The 20,683-nt window shown below is 64.1% G+C and carries 20 protein-coding genes; 6 read left to right on the forward strand and 14 right to left on the reverse strand.

The window, feature by feature from the left end; genetic code table 11:
- Positions 1-74: 74 nt before the first annotated feature.
- The 3 genes from CK215_RS23300 to CK215_RS23310 form a co-directional block, all read right to left on the reverse strand.
- Positions 75-485 carry a BA14K family protein gene (locus CK215_RS23300; protein ID WP_095832322.1) on the reverse strand — a complete coding sequence of 137 codons (411 nt, stop codon included), beginning with the start codon at positions 483-485 and terminating at the stop codon, positions 75-77.
- Between the two features lie 190 nt (positions 486-675).
- Positions 676-888 carry a cold-shock protein gene (locus CK215_RS23305; protein ID WP_006202521.1) on the reverse strand — a complete coding sequence of 71 codons (213 nt, stop codon included), beginning with the start codon at positions 886-888 and terminating at the stop codon, positions 676-678.
- Between the two features lie 239 nt (positions 889-1,127).
- Complete coding sequence (locus CK215_RS23310; protein WP_006202520.1) at positions 1,128-1,340, reverse strand: cold-shock protein; 213 nt, start codon at positions 1,338-1,340, stop codon at positions 1,128-1,130.
- A gap of 457 nt (positions 1,341-1,797) precedes the next feature.
- Between CK215_RS23310 and CK215_RS23315 the strand changes: the two genes are divergently transcribed.
- Positions 1,798-2,193 carry a Kazal-type serine protease inhibitor domain-containing protein gene (locus CK215_RS23315; RefSeq protein WP_095832323.1) on the forward strand — a complete coding sequence of 132 codons (396 nt, stop codon included), beginning with the start codon at positions 1,798-1,800 and terminating at the stop codon, positions 2,191-2,193.
- Between the two features lie 170 nt (positions 2,194-2,363).
- Positions 2,364-4,004, forward strand: coding sequence for a tetratricopeptide repeat-containing sulfotransferase family protein (locus CK215_RS23320; RefSeq protein ID WP_095832324.1), 1,641 nt, complete (start codon positions 2,364-2,366; stop codon positions 4,002-4,004).
- 142 nt (positions 4,005-4,146) lie between these two features.
- On the opposite strand, the gene CK215_RS23325 is transcribed toward CK215_RS23320, so the two are convergent.
- From CK215_RS23325 to CK215_RS23355, 6 genes are all read right to left on the reverse strand, one after another.
- Complete coding sequence (locus CK215_RS23325; protein WP_067326604.1) at positions 4,147-4,500, reverse strand: DUF1428 family protein; 354 nt, start codon at positions 4,498-4,500, stop codon at positions 4,147-4,149.
- 109 nt (positions 4,501-4,609) lie between these two features.
- A complete protein-coding gene (locus CK215_RS23330) occupies positions 4,610-5,026 on the reverse strand; it encodes a glyoxalase/bleomycin resistance/extradiol dioxygenase family protein (RefSeq protein WP_066994423.1) in 417 nt (138 codons plus the stop codon).
- Between the two features lie 162 nt (positions 5,027-5,188).
- Entirely contained in the window at positions 5,189-5,371 is a 183-nt protein-coding gene (locus tag CK215_RS23335; protein ID WP_095832325.1) for a hypothetical protein, read from the reverse strand.
- 158 nt (positions 5,372-5,529) lie between these two features.
- Positions 5,530-7,056, reverse strand: a complete 1,527-nt coding sequence (locus tag CK215_RS23340) for an ABC-F family ATP-binding cassette domain-containing protein (protein ID WP_066994428.1) — start codon at positions 7,054-7,056, stop codon at positions 5,530-5,532.
- Positions 7,057-7,446: 390 nt separating this feature from the next.
- Positions 7,447-10,524, reverse strand: a complete 3,078-nt coding sequence (uvrB, locus tag CK215_RS23350; RefSeq protein ID WP_095832327.1) for an excinuclease ABC subunit UvrB — start codon at positions 10,522-10,524, stop codon at positions 7,447-7,449.
- Positions 10,525-10,642: 118 nt separating this feature from the next.
- Positions 10,643-11,893: a hypothetical protein gene (locus CK215_RS23355; RefSeq protein ID WP_095832328.1), complete on the reverse strand. Its 1,251-nt coding sequence runs from the start codon at positions 11,891-11,893 to the stop codon at positions 10,643-10,645.
- A 118-nt stretch (positions 11,894-12,011) separates the two neighbouring features.
- Between CK215_RS23355 and CK215_RS23360 the strand changes: the two genes are divergently transcribed.
- On the forward strand, positions 12,012-13,055 hold the full coding sequence (locus tag CK215_RS23360) for a CapA family protein (protein ID WP_095832329.1): 1,044 nt from the start codon (positions 12,012-12,014) through the stop codon (positions 13,053-13,055).
- Positions 13,056-13,129: 74 nt separating this feature from the next.
- Here CK215_RS23360 and CK215_RS23365 read toward each other — a convergent pair whose 3' ends face one another.
- Entirely contained in the window at positions 13,130-13,654 is a 525-nt protein-coding gene (locus tag CK215_RS23365; protein ID WP_348628613.1) for a DUF2314 domain-containing protein, read from the reverse strand.
- Between the two features lie 250 nt (positions 13,655-13,904).
- Here CK215_RS23365 and CK215_RS31895 point away from each other — a divergent pair, with 250 nt between their 5' ends.
- Positions 13,905-14,060 (forward strand): hypothetical protein, encoded by a 156-nt coding sequence (locus tag CK215_RS31895; protein WP_245418775.1) that lies wholly within the window; start codon positions 13,905-13,907, stop codon positions 14,058-14,060.
- Positions 14,061-14,078: 18 nt separating this feature from the next.
- A complete protein-coding gene (locus tag CK215_RS31900; protein ID WP_245418776.1) occupies positions 14,079-14,393 on the forward strand; it encodes a hypothetical protein in 315 nt (104 codons plus the stop codon).
- 56 nt (positions 14,394-14,449) lie between these two features.
- On the opposite strand, the gene CK215_RS23375 is transcribed toward CK215_RS31900, so the two are convergent.
- Positions 14,450-14,971 (reverse strand): hypothetical protein, encoded by a 522-nt coding sequence (locus tag CK215_RS23375; RefSeq protein WP_095781303.1) that lies wholly within the window; start codon positions 14,969-14,971, stop codon positions 14,450-14,452.
- Between the two features lie 829 nt (positions 14,972-15,800).
- On the opposite strand from CK215_RS23375, the gene CK215_RS23380 reads away from it, so the two are divergent.
- On the forward strand, positions 15,801-16,739 hold the full coding sequence (locus CK215_RS23380; RefSeq protein WP_095832330.1) for a diacylglycerol kinase family protein: 939 nt from the start codon (positions 15,801-15,803) through the stop codon (positions 16,737-16,739).
- A 72-nt stretch (positions 16,740-16,811) separates the two neighbouring features.
- Here CK215_RS23380 and CK215_RS23385 read toward each other — a convergent pair whose 3' ends face one another.
- The 3 genes from CK215_RS23385 to CK215_RS23395 are packed head-to-tail and all read right to left on the reverse strand — an operon-like array spanning position 16,812 to position 20,556.
- Positions 16,812-17,735 carry an NAD(P)-dependent oxidoreductase gene (locus CK215_RS23385; protein ID WP_095832331.1) on the reverse strand — a complete coding sequence of 308 codons (924 nt, stop codon included), beginning with the start codon at positions 17,733-17,735 and terminating at the stop codon, positions 16,812-16,814.
- Positions 17,732-18,943, reverse strand: coding sequence for a mandelate racemase/muconate lactonizing enzyme family protein (locus CK215_RS23390; RefSeq protein ID WP_095832332.1), 1,212 nt, complete (start codon positions 18,941-18,943; stop codon positions 17,732-17,734). Before CK215_RS23390 ends, CK215_RS23385 begins: the two co-directional genes overlap by 4 nt.
- A complete protein-coding gene (locus CK215_RS23395) occupies positions 18,940-20,556 on the reverse strand; it encodes a GMC family oxidoreductase N-terminal domain-containing protein (RefSeq protein WP_095832333.1) in 1,617 nt (538 codons plus the stop codon). Before CK215_RS23395 ends, CK215_RS23390 begins: the two co-directional genes overlap by 4 nt.
- Between the last annotated feature and the right edge of the window lie 127 nt (positions 20,557-20,683).

Raw genomic sequence — 20,683 nt, forward strand, 5'->3', positions numbered from 1 at the left:
ACCTGTTCGACCCGCTACAGTGCAGAAACTTCTTCAAAGCTGCCGGATATGAGGCCAATTAAACGCGACGTGCTTTAGTTGGCAACACAGAAATGCTGTTCGCCATCGTTGCCGGTGAATGTGCCGGTACGCGAGTTGAAGGTGCGGTAGCGGTCGGAGCAATACTCGTACCATTCGCGGGTCCACGGCTCGGCATAGCGGTCGGCATAGACGACGCGCGGCTGTACATAGTAGCGGCGAACGGGGCGGTCGACATAATAGCCGTCATCATAGGCGGGATCGTAGTATCTCGGCCCAGGGTTGCTGAGAGCACTACCGATCAGGGCGCCCGCCGCCAGGCCGACAACGCCCGCGGCAAGGGCGTCGCCGCCATTGTGATGATGACGACGCCAGCGCCCATCATCAGCATTTGCCGCCGAGAAGGTGGCCAAAGTGGTCGCGGCGACGCCGGCGGTCACAATGGCGGTCTTGAGAATTCGGTTCATTTTCGGTCTCCTTCGCGCCGGCCCGCGTATTGTCAGGGGATGCGGATCGGCTTTAGCAGGGGTTAGTAGAGGACCGTGGCTGAACGGAGGCTGAACGGCACCGCGCGAACGATTTCGCGGCTCGACAAAATTCCGAGCTCTGCGGGAGCGCCCCGCCTGCTCAGTCTCCGTCGGATCTGTCTTGAGCCGGCTAGCCGATAGACAGGTTGACGGCCTTCGGACCCTTGCCTCGCTTGTCGGGCTCGGTGTCGAATGTCACTTTCTGCCCATCCTCAAGACCGGGAAGGCCCGACGCCTGCACGGCCGAAATATGGACGAAGACGTCCTTCGCGCCATCGTCGGGCGTGATGAAGCCGAAGCCCTTGGCATGGTTGAAGAATTTGACGGTGCCGGTCTGCGGCATGGGAAGCTCCTTTGATCCCATCAAGTCAGTCTCGGGCCGGCAAATTGCCCGAGAGGAAATTTGTCCTTTATTTTAGCGCTATCGGCAAGAGAAAGTTTTCGCCTGCCAATACAACTATTTGCCGGACAAAAAAGGGCGCGACGGAACCGTCGCGCCCTCGAAAACTCAAGCTTCCTGCGAAGCCGATTCATGATCCTGCCGCGCCGTTCATCAGCGGAAGGACAGGCAGCGTCGCCCGCTCAGGCGGCGCGGAGGTTGACCGCCTTCGGACCCTTGCCCATGCGGTCAGGCTCGACGTCGAAGGTGACCTTCTGGCCGTCGACGAGCGTGCGCAGGCCGGAGGCCTCGATCGCGGAGATGTGGACGAACACGTCCTTGGCGCCGCCGTCAGGCGTGATGAAGCCGAAGCCTTTGGTGGCGTTGAAGAACTTTACGGTGCCGGTCTGGGCCATGGGGGAAACTCCTTCACCCGTATCAGTCTCGTGGGCTCGCCCGCTGCCTTGGGCTGATCCCGGTGTTGCTTCGGCAGTCATGCATTCGCGCATGGTCAAAGCCCCCGCCGAAAAACGGGGCCGTCAGAGATTCACACTATCGGGGAAAGGTCGTCCAAAACGTGCCGCTCTCCGGGTCGCAAATGCCCGAACACCAAATTTATTACACGGAAATGTGATGGTTGCAAGACAGCACCGCGGGCGGCCCTCGGCGCGCCCAACGCGAGGCCATCGATAGACCCGGCGCCATGACCGGTCATCGGCCAGTGAAAAGCCGGGCATGGGCCAGTGCGAGAAGCCGACCGGCGACAAATTTCGCCCCGGGCAAAGCACAAGCCGGGATTGCGTTCGATCCCAAAATGGCGAGGAATTGCGCGAGCTGGCGCGATAGCGCCTGAGCCAGATAGGAGAGGGACCTATGCGATTTCTTGCGGCAATCGTTTCGCGGCAGGGCCTTGTCGCCCTGCTACTGTCGGCATTGCTGGCGGCCTGTACGGTGGTCGTCGACGAAGGACCGCGTCCGCGCCCGCCAAGGCCGCATCCGCAGCTCTGCACCATGCACTACGAACCGGTCTGCGCAAGACGCGGCGGCGACCGCCAGACCTTCGCCAATGCCTGCCTGGCGGAGCGGGCAGGGTATCGTATCGTGCGTGACGGGCCTTGCCGGGATGGCGGCGGTGGCGGCGAGCAAACCTTCTGCACCCGCGAATACGCGCCGGTCTGCGCCAGACGCTACGGCGAGGTGCGCACTTTCCCGAATGCGTGCGAGGCCCGCGCGGCGGACTATCGCATCATCGGCGACGGGCCTTGCTAGCGGCATTGCGGGCAAGTCCTCGGAGCGCTGCCCACACACTTGCATCTGCCGCCCGCTTGGCTTAGGTCCGGCGGGCGGACAAACACGGCAGGTTTCCCATTAACAGAGATCAGAGAAGAGCGGCAAACGCGGGCGGCAAGCCAGGATCGGCGAGCCCCCTCGATCCCTATGTGCAGCGGGCGCTGCAGCTGCACCAGGCAGGACGCCGGCAGGAGGCGGAGTCGCTTTACCGGCAGGTGCTGGGGCAGCAGCCTAATCATGCCGCCGCGCTGCATTTCCTCGGGCTCCTCCTGCACCAGACCGGTCGCAGCGAGGAAGGGCTGGATCTCATCGAGCAGTCGGTCACGCTGCAGCCCCAAAATGCCGATTTCCTCAACAACATGGGCACGGTGATGCGCGACCTCGGCCGCGTTGCCGCCGCCGTCGATTTCTTCCGCGGCGCGGTGGACATCCGCCCGGACCAACTCGCGGCGCGCGACAATCTCGGCTCGTCGCTGAAGCAGCTCGGCCAGTTCGAGGGCGCTGAGGAGATCTATCGCGGCACGATCGGCCGCAGCCCGTTCCATGTCCGCGCCCGCATCGGCCTTGCCGAGACGCTGCAGGAAGCCGGGCGGCTCGATGAGGCGATCGCGCTCTTCCGCGAGTCGCTGTCGATCCGGCCCAAGGATGCCGAGCTGCTCTACGGGCTGGGCGTCGCCCTGATGGAGAAGGGCAAGCTCGCCGAGGCCGCCGATCTAGCCCGCCAGGCGGTGGCGATCGCTCCGGCGATGGCGAAAGCCTGGCTTCTGCTGACCCAGGTCAAGCGCCAGACCGAGCGCGACGCCGAGCTTGCCGGCATGGAGGCCGAGCACGCCAAGGCGCCGCAGGACAGCCTTGCGCGCATGCAGCTTTCCTTCGGCCTCGGCAAGGCCAATGACGATCTGAAGGATTATGGCCGCGCCTTCGACTATTTCGCCGAGGGCAATGCGATCCGCCGGAAGGGCATCGATTACGACCCGGTGAGAACGCGCGACGAGTTCGAAGCGATGAAGTCGGCCTTCGACAAGGCCTTCTTCGAAAAGCACAGGCCGAGCGACATTTCCGACGACACGCCGATCTTCGTCGTCGGCATGCCGCGTTCCGGCACGACGCTGGTCGAGCAGATCATCGCCAGCCATCCGCAGGTCTTTGGCGCGGGCGAGCTCAGCATCCTGAAGTCGGTCGTCGGCAAGCAGTTTCCGATGAGCATGCCGGGCGGTTTTCCCTCAGGGATAGCCGACATGCCGGACAAGGCCTTTGCCGAGGCCGGGCAGGCCTATATCGACATGCTGCATGCCCGGTATCCGGGCTTCCGCCATGTCACCGACAAGATGCCGGGCAACTTCCTGCTGGTCGGCTTCCTGCACATGATGCTGCCGAAGGCGAAGATCGTGCATTGCGCGCGCGACGCCGCGGCCACGTGCCTGTCGATCTTCAAAGTGCATTTCCGCGGCGACAGCCATCGTTACGGCTACGATCTCGGCGAGCTCGCCGATTTCCATAACCTCTACACCGATATAATGGCGCATTGGCACAAAGTTCTGCCCGGCGTCGTCCACGACGTCCGCTACGAGGATTTCGTCGCCGATCAGGAAGGCCAGACGCGGGCGCTGATGGCGCATCTCGGCCTGCCTTGGGACGACAAGGTGCTGGCGTTCCACGAGACCGACCGGCCGGTGCGCACGGCGTCGGCCGCGCAGGTGCGCCAGCCGATGTATCAGGGCTCGGTCGACCTGTGGAAGCGTTATGGGGAGCGGCTGAAGCCGTTGCTCGTCAAGCTCCAGAACGGATAGGGCCGGGTTGGACTGGTAGGCCGCTTGCTCTCAGCCATCGCAGGCCTGTGAGATTAGCCGCTGCCTCGCAACCTCGTCATTCCAGGGGGAAGCAGGAGCTCCGCTCCTGCCCCGCCCTGGATGAGGACCGAATCGGCTGTGCTCAAACCTCGATAAATGGCTGGAAGCCGCCGAAGATCATGCGCTTCCCGTCGAAGGGCATTGTCGACCAGTCCATCTTGAGACGTTCGTCGGCCATCACTTTCGCCATGACCGCGTCGCGGCTCTGCCTGGATTCGTAAACGACCCAGGCAAAGATGACGACTTCGTCGTCCTTCGCCTGCACGGCGCGCGGGAACGAGGTCAGTTCGCCATAGGGCACGTCGTCGCCGATGCATTCGACATAGGCGAGCGCGCCGTGCTCCTTCCAGACGGCGCCGGCATTCGCAGCCATTTTCTTGTAGTCATCGAGATTTGCCTTCGGCACGGCAAGCACGAAACCATCGACATAGGACATGGGTAAACTCCTTCGCTGAAAACGAGCGCCGGGCCGGCGGGGATACGACCCGGCGCGGGTGAGCGCGTCAGCCCTGCGATTGGCGGGCGACGCTTGCTCGCTGGGAAACCTATTTTACCGGCGCGTTCATCGCCCAGGCGACGCCGAAGGGATCCTTCACCTGGCCCCAGCGGTCGCCCCAGAACATTACCTGGAGGGGCGTGACGACTTCGCAGCCGGCGTCTACCGCGCGCTTCCACCAGGCATCGACGTCGTCACTACCGAGATGGAGCTGGAGCGTATAACCCTGCGCCGCCTGATGCGGATGGCCGTGCTCGGGATAGGCGTCGCCCAGCATGAGCGTCGAGCCGTTGACATAGAGATGGATATGCATGGTGCGGCCCTTGTCGTCCGGCGGATAGGCAAAGACTTCCTCGGCCCCGAAAGCCTTCTTGTAGAACTCGGCCGCCTTGATGGCGCCGTCGACCTGCAGATAGGGGGTCAATCCGCCAAGAACTTTGGCGCGGGGCGGGTTCTGGTCGGTCATTTCACGTGTTCCTCTTCACGGGTTGATTGGGCGTTGCGATCAAAAGACGGACGAGGCGACAGCAATCCTACACGGGCAGCGGAATTTTTTAGCGGGGCCGGGCCCGGACCGGCCGGGCAGCCGGTGAAGCCGATGACCGTCGCATGAACCCGTTGGTCACTTTCAAATGACGTCGGTCGAGAAGGTGGCTGTGCAGCGGCCGTTTCGCGTGTCGAGAATTTCCGGAAAACCGATGTCCTTGCGCAGGTCGGCCGGCAGCGAAAGCAGAATGCGCTCGCTGCAGTAGCGGGCGCGCGCCGCCGCATATTGGCTGGCGATGCGGCTGATGGATGACAAGATGGACATGATAAACTCTCCCTGGTTGGTGCCGTCAGCATCGTGTCGGCATCCCAAGGACGAGGAATGCTGCGGCAATCCGACAGGTCGCCCGAATTTTTCATGCGCGCCCGGAAAGCCGGCCCGTATAGGCCGGCGCCCCGTCTAGGCTGGCCTTGTCGTGGCTATCAGTGCTCCGTCGCGGCCACCGAGCGGAAGAACCCTTCCGGACTGTCGACTTCGGTCAGCCGGCGCTTCTCGATCAGCCAGAACCGATTGCCGATCGCGCGGATGAAGGAGCGGTCGTGCGAGGCGAGCAGGCAGCTTGCCTGATGCTTCAGCAACTCGTCCTCCAGCGCTTCCTGGCCGTCAATGTCGAGGTGATTGGTCGGCTCGTCGAGGAGGTAGAAATTGGGGTTGAGAAGCCGCAGCACCAGCAACATCAGCCTCGACCGCTGTCCGCCCGACAACGCGGCGATCCTTTTCTCCTGCATCTCTATGGCGACGCCGGCGCCGGCGAGAAGCGAGCGGGCGCGCTGCTCGCCGATCTCGAAGCGGCGCGAGACCATCGCCAGCGGGGTGGCGTCGGCGCCGATGCCGGACAGAGCCTGGTCGCTGTAGCCGAGCACGGTCGACGGCGTCACCTTGACGCTTTCTTCCGACCCCGGTTCGGCGATGGCGGCGCGGATCATCGCAATGAAGCGCGATTTGCCGACACCGTTGCGGCCGAGCAGCACGATGCGGTCGCCTTGGCAGATATGGCGCTTGCCGGTCCTGAACAGCAGCGTGCCGTCGGGCGTTTCGACCGCCGGGTCGTCGAGCGTGATCAGCACCTTGGCGTGGGTGCCGCGGTTGGCCAATCGGATCGCGCCGGCCGAACGCTCGCGATGCGCTGCCACGGCTGCATCTTCCAGCCTTTCGGCCCGCTCCCTGAGCTGCTTGGTTTTGACCGTCAGCAGGTCGCTGCCGGAATTGATGCCGATGTTGTTGAGCTTGGCTGCCTGCCGGCGCAACTGCTGTGCGACCTTCATGTCGCGCTCGAACCGCCGCGCCGTCGAGGCGTCGACCTCGTCGAGCGCCTGCCGGGCGCGCGAATAGGGCAGCGAAAACACCGGCGATTCTTCCGGGCGCAGGAAGAGCGTGCGGTTGGTGGTGGCGTCGAGAAAGGCGCGGTCGTGGCTGGCGATGATCACCGGGACCTCGCGTGGCAGCGCGTTGAGCCAGGTTTCGAGCTGGCCGATCTTGGCGAGGTCGAGATGGTTGGTCGGCTCGTCGAGCAGAAGCACGTCCGGGTTGGTGACCCAGACGCGGGCGATCAGCGCCAGCCTTTGCCAGCCGCCGCTCAAGGCCCGCATCGGCCTGTCGCGCATGTCCTCGGGCACATCGAGCGAATCCAGCACCACGTCGACGCGCCAAAGCTCGCTGCCAAGCTGCTCAGGCGGCAAGGCATCGGCAACCACCTGATGGAAGCTACGGTCGAGCTGCGCGCCGGGGACGGATTGCTCGACATGGCCGACGCGCAAGCCGCGCGTCCGGGTGATGTCGCCGCTCGTGGCGTCCAGCTCGCCCGCCAGGCATCTGAGCAGGGTGGTTTTGCCACGGCCGTTCGCCGCGACGATGCCCAGCCGGTCGCCGGCACCGATGATGAGGTCGAGGTTGGAGAAGAGCGGCGCACTCATGGTGACGCCGAGGGATTTGAGGCTGATCAGGGCCATGTCGATTTCTCTGGTCTTGCCGGAGCCCGGCTCAATGCACTTTGACGGTGCGCCGGTAGGCCATCAGGCCGAGATCAGCGGCACCACGAAGGGCAGACCAAAATCGAAGCGGGGGAAAATTCCCGGACCGTCCTGGTCAGCCCTGCAAGCAAGCTCGCAGGGCACAGACAGGGCCGCGCTGACGGTGGTGATCGATAGACACGCAGCCCTCCTTTCCAGATGTTCGAGTTGGGGAAACTGGTACACCTGGGGAGGGGGCATGGCAAGGGGCGGCAGGACAGAGCGGGGGCGCTGAACCTACCGATCTCCCCTCTTGTGGGCCCATTGTGGGCGAGATGTCCGGCAGGACAGAGCGCTGTCCCGCCGGCAACATATCAATCTCTTCAGAAATCAGTGCCCCGGCCGCCCAGTCTTGCTCGGCCGGCGCTTTTGAGGGCGCTCATCGGCTGGGTCTTCGTAAGAGCCGATGCCAGAGCGCTGGCGGACGATGGGTTTATCGTCGCGTTCCTTCGCGCCCCCCTCTGTCCTGCCGGACATCTCCCCCACAAGGGGGGAGATTGGCCGTGGCTTCGTAGGCACCGTTCCTTCGACGGGTTTTTCGGTCCGGCGCACCGTCATCTCGTCGAGCGAGTTCTTGCGGAACAGCGACCCGGTGCGGTCGCCCGGGATGCCGAAGTCGGAGCCATGCGCTTCCTGCGCCGATTGCTTCTTGAACAGCGAACGCGAGACCGCGCCAGCCGGCGTCGGCATGTCGGTGCCCGGTCCCATGTCGTCGATCGACGGCTTGGCGAAAAGCGGATTCTTCACCGGCACCGCGCCGTCGGCGCCCATCTCGTCGAGATGCGGCTTGCGGAACAGGCCCTTGGCGTCGTCATCGACGGAGCGGTGCACCGCACGTCCCTTGTTGTGCCTGCCTTTCTCGCGGCCGGAAACCGGGCTTTCCATATCGGCGTAGCGGGCAAGCGGGTCGTCCGAGATGGACAGTTCCATCTCCCGCAGCCGCTTGATCTCGTCGCGGATGCGGGCGGCCTTCTCGAAGTCGAGATTGGCGGCGGCATCGCGCATCTGCTTGTCCAGCGCCTCGAGATGGGTTTTCAGATTGTTGCCGATCATGGCGCCGGCATCGTCGGTGAACTGCGAGATGTCGGCGCGCACGTGGTCCTTCTCGTAGACGGAATCGAGGATGTCGGCGATGCGCGACTTGACCGATTCCGGCGTGATGCCGTTGGCCGCGTTCCACTCCATCTGCTTCTCGCGGCGGCGGTTGGTCTCCGCCATCGCCCGTTCCATCGAGCCGGTGATCTGGTCGGCGTAGAGGATGACCTTGCCGTCGACGTTGCGCGCGGCGCGGCCGATCGTCTGGATCAGCGAGGTCTCGGAGCGCAAAAAACCTTCCTTGTCGGCGTCGAGGATGGCGACGAAGCCGCATTCGGGAATGTCGAGGCCTTCGCGGAGCAGGTTGATGCCGACCAGCACGTCGAAGGCGCCGAGGCGCAGGTCGCGCAGGATCTCGATGCGCTCCAGCGTGTCGATGTCGGAATGCATGTAGCGGACTCGAATGCCGTTCTCATGCAGATATTCGGTGAGGTCTTCGGCCATGCGCTTGGTGAGAACCGTGACCAGCGTGCGGTAGCCCAGCCTGGTCGTCTCGCGGATTTCGCCGACGACATCGTCGACCTGGCTCTTGGCGGGGCGCACCTCGACCGGCGGGTCGATCAGCCCGGTCGGGCGGATGACCTGCTCGGCGAAGACGCCGCCGGACTGGTCGAGCTCCCAGCCGCCCGGCGTCGCCGAGACGGCGATCGACAGCGGGCGCATGGCGTCCCATTCCTCGAAGCGCAGCGGCCGGTTGTCCATGCAGGAGGGCAGGCGGAAGCCATACTCGGCCAGCGTCGCCTTGCGGCGGAAGTCGCCGCGATACATGCCGCCGATCTGCGGCACTGTGACGTGGCTCTCGTCGATGAAGATCAGCGCATTGTCCGGCACATATTCGAACAGGGTCGGCGGCGGCTCGCCCGGCTGGCGACCGGTGAGATAGCGCGAATAATTCTCGATGCCGGCGCAGGAACCGGTCGCTTCGAGCATCTCGAGGTCGAAGCGCGTGCGCTGCTCGAGACGTTGCGCTTCAAGCAGACGGCCAGCCTTTTCAAGCTCTTGCAGGCGGTATTGCAGCTCTTCCTTGATCGACTTGATAGCCTGATTCAAGGTCGGCCGCGGCGTCACATAGTGCGAATTGGCGTAGATCTTGACGCTCTTCAGCTCACCGGTCTTCTGGCCGGTCAGCGGATCGAACTCGGTGATCGCCTCGATCTCGTCGCCGAACATCGAAATGCGCCAGGCGCGATCTTCGAGGTGGGCCGGAAAGATCTCGATCGTGTCGCCGCGCACGCGGAACGAGCCGCGCACGAAGTTGATGTCCTGACGCTTGTATTGCTGGGCGACGAGGTCGGCGAGCAAGGCGCGCTGGTCGAGCCGGTCACCGACCTGCATCTGGAAAGTCATCGCCGTATAGGTCTCGACCGAGCCGATACCGTAGATGCAGGAGACGGAGGCGACGATGATGACGTCATCACGCTCCAGCAGCGAGCGCGTCGCCGAGTGGCGCATGCGATCGATCTGCTCGTTGATCGAGGATTCCTTCTCGATATAGGTGTCGGTGCGCGGGACGTAGGCTTCCGGCTGGTAGTAGTCGTAATAGGAGACGAAATACTCGACCGCGTTTTCGGGGAAGAATTTCTTGAACTCAGCGTAGAGTTGCGCGGCCAGCGTCTTGTTCGGCGCCAGGATCAGGGCAGGGCGCTGCGTCTCCTCGATCACCTTGGCCATGGTGAAGGTCTTGCCGGAGCCGGTCACGCCGAGCAGCACCTGTGTGCGGTCGCTTTGCTCGACACCCTCGACAAGGTCCTTGATGGCGGTCGGCTGGTCGCCGGCGGGCTCGAAATCCGACACCATCTTGATGGCGATGCCGCCTTCCGATTTTTCCGGCCGGGCAGGCCGGTGCGGCGTCCAAAGCTGGCCATCCTTGTGCAGCGGATTGCCGGATTCGATGAGTTTCGACAGCGCGGCGACGGTCGCAGTCACACCGCTCGAGGAAACCTGCTCGGCGTCCTCCAGGCTGATGTCGAGGCCGGCCACCGGGTTGAGGCCGGCGGCGGCGCGTTCCTTCGCCGACGCCGCGCCGCCCATCGAGGTGCCGCGCGCCGTGCGCCCGGGCGCAGCAGAGCGCTCGGGGATCTTCTTCGGCGCTTTGGCCTTCGGCTGCTTTTGCGCCTCGCGCTCGATCTGTCCGGCCCAATCGGAGATCGAGCCGGTGAGAGGCGCGCCGGAGAACTCGCTTTGCGGTGCTTCGGCGAAGCCGCCGCGCTCCAGGGGCTCGGCGGCGTCGAGGAATTCGGTCAGCGGACTGCGCCGTTTCGGCGCGCCCTCTTGCGCCGGCGAGGGCGTTTTCTTGTCGGTGCGTTTGGCCATGGCCCGAATATGGGAGGACTCGGCCGAAATGGAAAGAGCGGAGTGAAATGGCGGGTGCGCGCTGCCGAGCCTGCTGACAGAAGGCTGTCAGGAGGCATGTCGCACGCGCCGTTTCGTTTCAGTTGAACCACAGCGCGAATATCAGGAATCCGGCGCCGCCGAACTCGCGCTGAATCTGATTGAAATCGTCGCTGGTGAGGATTTTTCCACTTTCGAGGTAAGGCGCGATGGCCGGGCCGGTGATCGACAGGACGAGGTCGAAAGGTTTCGGCTCGTCGAAGAAGCGCTTCATGTTGATGCCTTTGCCGATGACGCGGAAATGCGGCAGCAGCACGCGGCCTTCGAGAAGGTCCTCAGCCATGGTCAGGGCGGCAAGCCATGCCTGCACTTGCGCCTCGCCGACCTCGAGGCCGGTGAGCGGGTTGACGCCCTTCTGCTGCGGTCCCGGCAGCCATTCGCGGTCATTGTCGGTCTCGGCGCGTATCGCTTTCCAGTCCTCGCGCGAAAGCCGGATCATCTCCAGCAGGTGACGGCGCGCCGCCTTCCGGCGCTCCGGCTCGATCACCGGCCAGTTGACGAGATGCACCAGCGAGATGAAGTCGGCAAAGCGCCATTCCGAGGCGAAGATGCTGCCGCTCATGCCGCCATCCGGCGGGACCAGCGCGTCCTGCAACGGCAGTTTCGCGTGCGGAAACAGCATGTGGAAAGAGCCGTCGAACATGGCTTTGAAATCATGCGCCAGCCAGAAATCGGCCTGCGCCATCAGGAACTCGGCGTAACCTAGCAGCCAGAAACCGTCGGCGCGGTCGAAGCGGAAGGCAAGCGAAGGGGCGGCATCGCTCGCGTCGACGCCGCGTGAGAGCGAGGCCATGATCGCGGCGATGCTTTCGTCCGGCGCGATGTTGCCGTCCTCGTTGAGATCGATACCGGCATGAGCGAGGTCGACCACCATGCCGATATCGGCATCGGCCGGCACCGAGCCCAGCGTGGCGGCGGATTTCTCCAGACGGTCGCGGAAAGCGATCAGGATGGCGCGGAACTTTTCATAGGTCAGCGGCTCGGGACTGGGATTGTCCGGCACGGGCAGCCGCATCAGCGGCAGCATGAAGGATTGCGGGCTCTCGAAACCGTGCCGATGCAGACCGCTGGCCAGGATTTCCAGCGCGGTAAAGAATTCGCCGGCGCCGGCGGCATAGGCCGATGCCGGATCGCCCGGTGCCGCCGCCTCCAGTGCCGCCAAGGCAGTATTCCGATCCGCTACGGTCTTCGCCTCGAACAGGGCGGCCGGGTCGGGGCTAGCCGCTTTGGCGTAAGCAAACGGCAGGAGCAGCAAGAGTGTGAGTGCCACAAGGCCCGACAGTCGCTTCACGATGGATCCTCCCGTCCCAATCCCGCCAGCCACAATACACGGATTTGCGGCGCTTCGCCTGCAGCTTTCTCCTGTCGCGTAGACGGTCTACACAGGATGGCAAACGGTTGGGCATCGCGTGTCGAATTATCCGCTCTCCTACAAATTGTCGTGGCTGCCGCGTTTTCTGAAGCCGTCGCTAGGCGGCGACAGAAACGGTTTCGCGGCGCCGGCAGCGACGCTGATGGTGCCGGGGCCAACGCAAACTGTGCGGCTTGCCTTCATCGGCGACCTGTCGGCGGTCGCCAATCGCAGGGTGCCGGAATGCGACCCTGCGATCGCGGCGCTGCTCGCTTCGGCCGATCTCGTGGTCGGCAATTGCGAAAGCCCGATCGTCGAGCGGCCGAGCGCGGTGGCGGGCACGCGGCTTGGCACGCATCACGCGATGAGCGAACGCTTCCTGGCGGATGCGCTGGCAGCCGTCGGCATTGCCCGTGACAGGCTCGTGCTGTCGCTCGCCAACAATCATGTCCTCGACCAGGGCGTTGCCGGCTTCGACGAGACGGTCGCGGCGCTGAAGCGGCTCGGCATCCGCACCATCGGCACCGCGGCCGGCGGCCCGGTCCAACACCAGGCCGCCGGGCCGCTGACGATCGGCTTCGCCGCGTTCACGCTTTGGCGCAACGCTGACGAGGCCGAATTTCGGGCGCGGATTTCCATGGCGGGCGATCCGGCCGAATGGCCGCTCGGGATCCTCGCGGACGTCGACTTGCTCTGCGCGGCGCCGCATTGGGACTGGGAGTTCCGACATTTTCCGAGACCTGCGACGCGGGCACTGGCGCGACGGCTGGCGGGTCGCGGCGTCCGGCTGATTGCCGGCCACCACGCCCATGTCGTACAGCCGCTCGAGCGCATCGGCGATGCGCTCGTCGCCTACGGTCTTGGCGACTTCCTCGGCACGGCTTTTGCCAGGCAGCCATGGCCCGGCCGCATCGGTTCGATCCTGGTCGTCGACGTCCGCACGGACGCAGCCGCGCGAGGCAAGATTGCCGCTTACAAACTGCATTTCTTCATGCGCCTCGCCAAAGCCGGCCATGAGCAGCTGGTGCCGGTGGAGGCGCTGAAGGAGGAATTGTTGAAGCGGAAGGTTACCGAACGCCTGAGCGCGATCTTTTCCGGCTGACAGCCGACTGCTGACCGGGCCGACTGGCCGCGGCGAGCTTGCCGCAAAGACAGCCGTAATGCCTTGGATGCAGTTCAGCAGTCGAAGCCGTATTGGGTGCGCATGTAATCCGCCTCTTCCTTGGACATTTTCTTGAACATCACGCAGACGGTGAAGCTGCCGACCTGATGGCCGTCCCTGGTGTATCCCCAGTCGGAGATATCGTCCTTGGAGAATTCGATGTTCTGGCCGAATACGACGTTGCGGACGAGTTCCGGCTCGTTCGCCAATATGCCGACAAAGCCGGTGGCGGTCCGCTTGAAGGGGATGACCCAGAAATGCTCCGTCGCATGTCCGTCGACCACCATGACCTTCAGCTTGAACCTGCCGGTTCCCGGCGGCGGCGCGTCGGACAAAGCCAGGAAGTCGTCCAGGCTGGATCGTGCCTTTGCAATCGCCGCCGCCATTTCGGCATCGTCCGGGGCTACCATCACCGTTTTGTCGTCACCCTGATCGGTGTCCTGCGCTCGAACAGGCAAGGGCGCGAGTGCCAGTAACAAGCTTAGTGTGGCGCGAACGGCAAAGGTCATGAAGCCCCCCAACTCCAGGTAGGCGCTCATCTTCCCGCATCGTGCCGGCATTATCAATCAGGCACTGCATTGTTCCGACGCGCCAGCGGCGGCCTTCGTCTGCAGCGTTCCGGTACCCCTATGGTTTTTGCCGGGTGGTCAGTCTATCCGTCACGAGCGGATGGTAACGGGAACGGAAGCGCTCTCGGTCGTCAAAGAGTCGAAAGCGCCGAGCGCCGAGAGGACAGGACATGCGAATGAAACTTGGTGCCACGGCGATGATCCCGGCGAGGATGCAGACGTGACCTTGCCCGGCGGTAAGAGGGCCAGGGTGCGGCTCGACCGCAACGACTTCGCCACTTTCTCCGGCGGCAGGTTTTCCTTTGTTCATCCGAGCAGCATTTCCGTCACCAAGACGGATCTCGGCGAGAGCATCACCCAATACCTCGCTGCCTAGGCCCTCGGCACCGTCGTCGTGGTGCAGGAATACGGCAAGATGATTCCGGTGTCGCTCGATCAGCTGATGCTGCAGGAGATGACCAAGGAGTCGGTTCAGGCGGGCGCCACGCTGATACAGGAGCCGACGACCCGCAAGCTCGCCGACGGCAAGCAGTTGACCGGCATCAAAGCCACGGTGAAGACGCGTACCGACAAGGCCGATTTCGAGATCGTCGGCTTCGGTCTTGCCGATCAGGGGCTGCTGTTCATCACGCGCATCGGCGATCAGGACACCGCAACCGAGCAACCGATGATCGACAAATTCTGGCAGACGCAGAAGGTCAAACTGTAAGGCGCGCTGATATTCAAGTGCCTGGAATACCAGTTTCGTGCGCTTCCGGTGCTGGATTACAGCCCGCTCGGCACCAGTCCCGCCAGCCAGTTCGCCGATCGCTTTGCCATGTCCACCGTCGCGTTGGCCGCGCGGCCGAGATCGGTCTTGACCACGGCATAACCAGCCTTGGTGCGATAGAGCACGGCGCTGCCGCCGTCGACCGCGGCCTCGAAGGCAACAGGCCGCGCGGCTCCCGTCTCGCTGGCCGTCACCGTCGTGCCGACCGGGACGCTCGGCCGACGGCTGAGCTCGGGCGGCAGCGGGGCGATGGTTTCGACGACGCGGTTCGGCGGCCTCAGCTCCGGCCTTGACGCTTTGGCTGCGAGCTCCGAAGTCGATGCCGACCCTTTGGTGCGGCAGATGCCGGAAACCAGCGGATAATTGAAATTGCGCTGATGCAGCATCTGGCTCTTCATCGCCGCTTCGCAGTCGGCAATCGTCGCCCATTTGGCGGGAGTCTCGCCGATATACTCGCAGAGCTTGGCGTCGCAGTCGCAGCCGACAATGGTCATGGCGACAAGGGCGGTCTTGATCACGGTCTTGTCCCTTTGAACTTCGTTCCCAGGCGATCAATCGCCGGGGAACAAGGCGGGATTTGGCCGCGATTGTGAATTGAGAGTGTCGGCGCGTTGCTTGGCTTGCGACTGTGGCGGGGAAGCATCAGTGGCAGATGCTGGGGAGGTGCAGGACGCTGGGAAAAGGGCCGGTGAAAGGGCAGCCCAAAAAACAGTCGGCGCTGGGATTGCTCCCAGCGCCTCCCTGTCAGATCAGGAACCGGTTACGGCAGCAACTTCCGTAAAGTCGTCGCGCCAGGCCGGCCTTGATTTTGACGGTCCTGCCAGTCGCCACCCGAAGGCAGCGTCCGTTCCAGACCACGCCGATCTCCACCCTTGCGGGCTTTGCCGGCGCACCATCGAAGGTTTCACCCGCCTTCATGGCAGCATCGGTCCGCCGTCGGCGTTCGCACGCTTTCCGCGGCACCCGTAGGTCTCGGCATCCGTCCCTCCAGCAGGCGAACCTGCTCTCGTTCTGGGCCGTACGGGCCTCAGGAAATCCGCCTTGCGCTTCTGCCTTTCGGCCGGGGCGTTCGGTAGCCGCCTGAGATGGGTTCAATGTATGCCGGGTAAGGAATTTGCGGAATAGACGCGGACCTGTGGATAGCGGGATTATCGGGGACCGATGCGACAAGTCTCGGAATTTGCGGGCCGAACGCCTTAGACAGCCTGTCCCCATTTTCCGCGGTCCTTTCGAGGATGAGCCTTGCCCCGCCAGTCGGCCCGCGTTTGAATGCCGGCAAAGTGCTGTGGCGCTGCATCAGCCGAGTCGCCTTGCGCTTCCACGCAATATGCCTCGGGGGAGATCAGGTTGAAGGTCGGGGTGGTTCTCAATCCGATAGCGGGAGGGGGCAAGCTCAAGCGGCATTGGTCCGAAGCCGCCGCTTCGCTCAAGAGGCATTTCGGAGATTTCGAGCTGCGCGAGACGCAGACCAGCGGCGACGCCGAGCGATTGGCAATCGACCTCGCGGCCAGCGGGTGCGATCTGGTGATCGCGGCCGGCGGCGACGGCACCGCCAGCGAGGTGGCGGACGGGCTGCTGCAGACAGAGCATGAGACCGGCCGGACCAGCGCGCTCGGCCTTTTGCCCTGCGGCACCGGTATCGATTTCGCCAGAGGGCTCGGCCTGCCCGACGAAATCGAGGAAGCACTGGCGCGTATCGCCGGCGCCGGCGCGCGCAAGGTCGATGCCGGCCGCGTCTGCTACATCGACGACCACGGCGCGCTCGCCAGCCGTCACTTCATCAACATCGCCAGCCTCGGCCTCTCCGGCGCCACCGATCGCGCGGTCAATGCGGACAAGCGCAAGGGCAGGGTCTCGGCCAAAGCGCTTTTCTTCTGGCGCACAGTGCTGGAATTCATCCGCTATCGCTTCCAGGAGGTCAGGATCACCATAGACGACGGCGAGCCGGTCGAGGCGCGCATGGCGCTGGTGGCGGTAGCCAACGGGAAATTCTTCGGTGGCGGCATGATGATTGCGCCGGACGCCGATCTGTCCGACGGCCAGTTCGATGTCGTCATCCTGCGCGCCGCCGGCAAGCTTGGGCTGATCCGCGACATCCGTCTCCTCTATGGCGGGCGCCACCGCAACCATCCGGCGATCACCATCCTGCGCGGTCGCAAGGTGCTGGTCGAACCGCTAGGCGACGTTGAGAAGAACGGAGCGCTGGTCGACATAGACGGCGAGTCGCCAGGTCGGATTCCGGCGACGTTCGAGATACTGCCCGGCGCATTGACGCTCAGGTGTTGAATCACCTGCCTGAAGGTTTGATTCCGCCGGTGTGATTAGGCGATTGAAATAGCTGGCTAAAGTTTTGGCGGATTACAGTTCGAGCTTGGCCGGGAAGCCTGGCGCGCGAAGCTCCGTGCCGACCGCATCCTCCAGAAGCTTGACGATCTGGGTCGACCAGGCGCCACCGCCATACTTCTGCCTGCCGACCTCGAAAATCTGGTTGACGAGTGGTGCCAGTTGCAGCGGCACGCGAAAATCCCTGGCCATGCCCAACGCGAAACCGAGATCCTTCAAAGCCAGGTCCATGGTGAAGCCGATGTCGTAGGAGCCGTTCAGGATGAGCTGGCTTTCGGTCTCGTGGACGAAGCTGTTGCCGGAAGAGACGACGATGGCGTGATAGGCCTGGGCGAGGTCGAGCCCGCCCTGGTTGGCGAGCATCAATGCCTCGCCGGCGGCGACCAGATGGATGAAGGCCAGCATGTTGGTGATGACCTTGATCACCGCCCCCGAGCCGACCGGTCCCATCAGGAACGATTTGGCGCACATTGCCTGGATCGCCGGCCGGTGGCGCTCGTAGAGCGCGGCGTCCCCTCCTACCAGCGCGGTGATCTTTCCTGCCGCCGCCAGGTGCACGCCGCCGGTGACCGGACATTCCAGCGTCTCGACACCTTTCGCCGAAGCAAGTGCGGCCAGCCGCAGGATCTCGTCGCGGCCATTGGTCGACATTTCGATCCAGGTGCCGCCGGCGGCCAGGCCGTCCAGCAATCCGTCAGAACCGGCGAGCACAGCTTCGCTCACTTTCGGCGAGGGCAGGCAGGTGATCGCATTGCCGGCTCGGGTCGCGGCATCCGCCGGGCTCGCCGCCGCCGTAGCGCCGAGCGCGACCAAACGCGCAACCGCCGCTGGGTCACGATCGAAAACGGCAACAGCGAAGCTGTGGCGCAGCAGGCTGGCGGCAAGGTTGCCGCCGAGATGACCAAGGCCGATGAAGGCGTAGGCGAGGCGCGCGGTCACGGCATCAGCGGCGTCTGCATCATCTGCAGATGCAGGTCCTTGCCGCTATAGGGGTGCGCCTCGCAGATTTTCTCGTTGAGCTCGACACCGAGGCCTGGCTCCTTCGACGGGATGACGTGGCCATCCTGCCATTCGATCTTCTTCTTGAGCAGCGTGGCGTGAAAATCGTCCCACTGCTTCAACGATTCCAGGATGAGGAAGTTGGGCAGAGTCACCGCAAGCTGGATGTTGGCGGCGCCGACGATCGGCCCGCAATAGCAATGCGGCGCGACCTGGATGTGGTAGGCCTCGGCCATGGCGGCGATCTTCTTGGTTTCGAGAATGCCGCCGGAGCGGCCGAGATCCGGCTGCAGGATGGTCGCGGCGCGGTTCTCGATGACGCGCGCGAATTCGAATTTTGTCGTCAGCCGCTCGCCGGTGGCGATAGGAATCGAGGTGCCGCGAGCGACCTGCGCCATCACCTCGGGCATGTCCGGCGGCACCGGCTCCTCGAACCACAGCGGATCGTAGGGCTCGATTGCACGGGCCATACGAAGCGCACCGGAGGCGGTGAACTGGCCATGGGTGCCGAACAGGATGTCCGCCCTGGTGCCGACCGCCTCGCGGATCGCCTTGATCATGCGGGCGGAGAGGTCGATGTCGATCAGGCGCGGCTGATGGCCGTCATAGGCCGTGTAAGGCCCGGCCGGGTCCAGCTTGACGGCGTTAAATCCCTGCTCGACATTTTCCAGCGCGCAGGCCGCGGCCATGTCGGGATCGTTGTAGACGTTCTGGCCGTGGGCGTCTTCCGAATGGACGCTGCCGGTGTGCGGATAGAGATAGGTGTAGGAGCGCAGCGTCTCGTGCACCTGGCCGCCGAGCAGCTTGTAGACCGGCTTGCCGGCCTCCTTGCCGATGATGTCCCAGCAGGCCATTTCGAGTGCCGAAAAGCAGCCCATCCCGGAAACGTCGGGACGCTGGGTGAAGCCGGAGGAATAGACGCGGCGGAAGAGGTTCTCGATATCGTGCGGATCGCGGCCGATGAGGTAACGCTCGGCCATATCCTCGATCATCTTGGCAGTGACATGCGCCGAGAAGGTGGCGTTGTAGGCCTCGCCATAGCCGACCACGCCGCCATCGGTGGTGAGCTTGACGAAGATGAAATACTTGCCGCCGATGCCGGGCGGCGGGTTGCCGACAACCCAGGTCTTGACGTCGGTGACTTTCATTTCTGATCCTCCAGAACCCGCTCGGCGCCTTTCCATCCGGTGAGGATTGCGGCGGCGTTGGTGTTGCCCGTGATGTTGTCGGGAAAGATCGATGCGTCGATCACACGCAAGCCCTCGAGCCCATGCACCCGAAGCCGGGGATCGACGACGGCGCGCGAAGCGTCCGGACCCATGCGACAGGTCGAGACGGGATGGTAGACGGTGCCGGAGCGCTTCCTGAAATCCTGAATCATATCGGCATCGGAAGTAATTGACGGACCAGGCAAAACTTCTTCCTCGATGATCTCGGCCATCGCCGGCATCGAGGCGATCTTGCGCACGAACTTCACCGCCGCCAGCATCTCGTCGACATCGGCGTTGGTCGAATAGGCGTTCGCCGTGATCTTCGGATGGTCGCGCGGATCCTTCGAGCGGATCATGATCTCGCCGCGACTCGACGGCCGGCAATTGGAAAGTCCGATGGAGAAGCCCGGCCACGGATCGGGCGTCAGGATCGGGCGCTCGCCGCTCTTGGGGATGACGGTGGAGAAGGCCTGGAAATAGAGCTGCATGTTCGGCCGCGCCATCGACGGGTCGGTGCGGAAGAAGCCGCCGGCATTGTTCATCGACAACGACAGCGGACCGGAACGCAGCAGGATGTACTGCATGCCCACCAGCAGCTTGCCCCACCATGGCCGCAGGATCTGGTTCAGCGTCGGCAGCTTGCCCTTGAAGGTGTAGTTGATGCCGACATGGTCTTGCAGGTTGGCCCCGACATTGTCGTTGGCGTGGACGACCGGGATGCCGAGATCGCCGAGCAGCGCCGACGGGCCCACACCGGAGAGCTGCAGCAGTTGCGGCGAGTTGACCGAGCCGCCGGAGAGGATCACCTCGCGGCCCGCGCGGACCCTCTTGGCTTCGCCGTTTTGCTGGTACTCGACGCCGACGGCGCGCTTGCCCTCGAACAGGATTTTCGTCGCCAGCGCGTTGGTCTCGACGCGCACATTGTTGCGCTTCATCGCCGGGCGCAGGAACGCGCGGGCGGCGGACATGCGGCGGCCGTTCCTGGTGGTGATCTGGTAGACGCCGACGCCCTCCTGGGAGGCGCCGTTAAAATCCGGATTTAACGGCAGTCCGGCCTGCTGGGCGGCCGCCAGATAGCGCTTGGTCAGCGGATGCACCGCATTCGAGCAATCGGTGATGTGCAAGGGGCCGCCGACCCCGCGCCATTGGTCGGCGCCGGCCTCGTTGTCCTCCAACGCTTTGAAAGCGGGGAGCAGGTCGTCATAGCTCCAGCCCGGATTGCCGGCGGCGGCCCAGGCATCAAAGTCCTCGCGCGCGCCGCGGATGAAAACCATGGCGTTGATCGAGCTCGAGCCGCCGAGCAGCTTGCCGCGCGGCCAGTGGTCGGCATTGTTGCCGAGGCCGGGATCGGGATCGGCCTTGTAGTTCCAGTTGACGGCCGGATCGAAGAAGGTCTTCCCGTAGCCGAGCGGCATCTGGACATAGAAGCGGCGATCGCTGCCGCCGGCTTCAAGCACCAAGACCGAGAAGCGGCCCGAGGCCGAGAGCCTTTCCGCGACCACCGAACCGGCCGAGCCGGAGCCGACGATAATGAAATCATAAGTCTGCATGATGCGCGGGCGGGCTCCGAGATCCGGCGCTTACCCTAGACATTGCCGGCTCACGTCGTCGCTGGGGCTTCCGGCATGGCTTGTGAAAAAAGCGACCGAGCCGCGACGCGTCCTTCGCCTTCAGCAA

The organism is Mesorhizobium sp. WSM3864, from assembly GCF_002294955.1.
Lineage (GTDB): Bacteria > Pseudomonadota > Alphaproteobacteria > Rhizobiales > Rhizobiaceae > Mesorhizobium.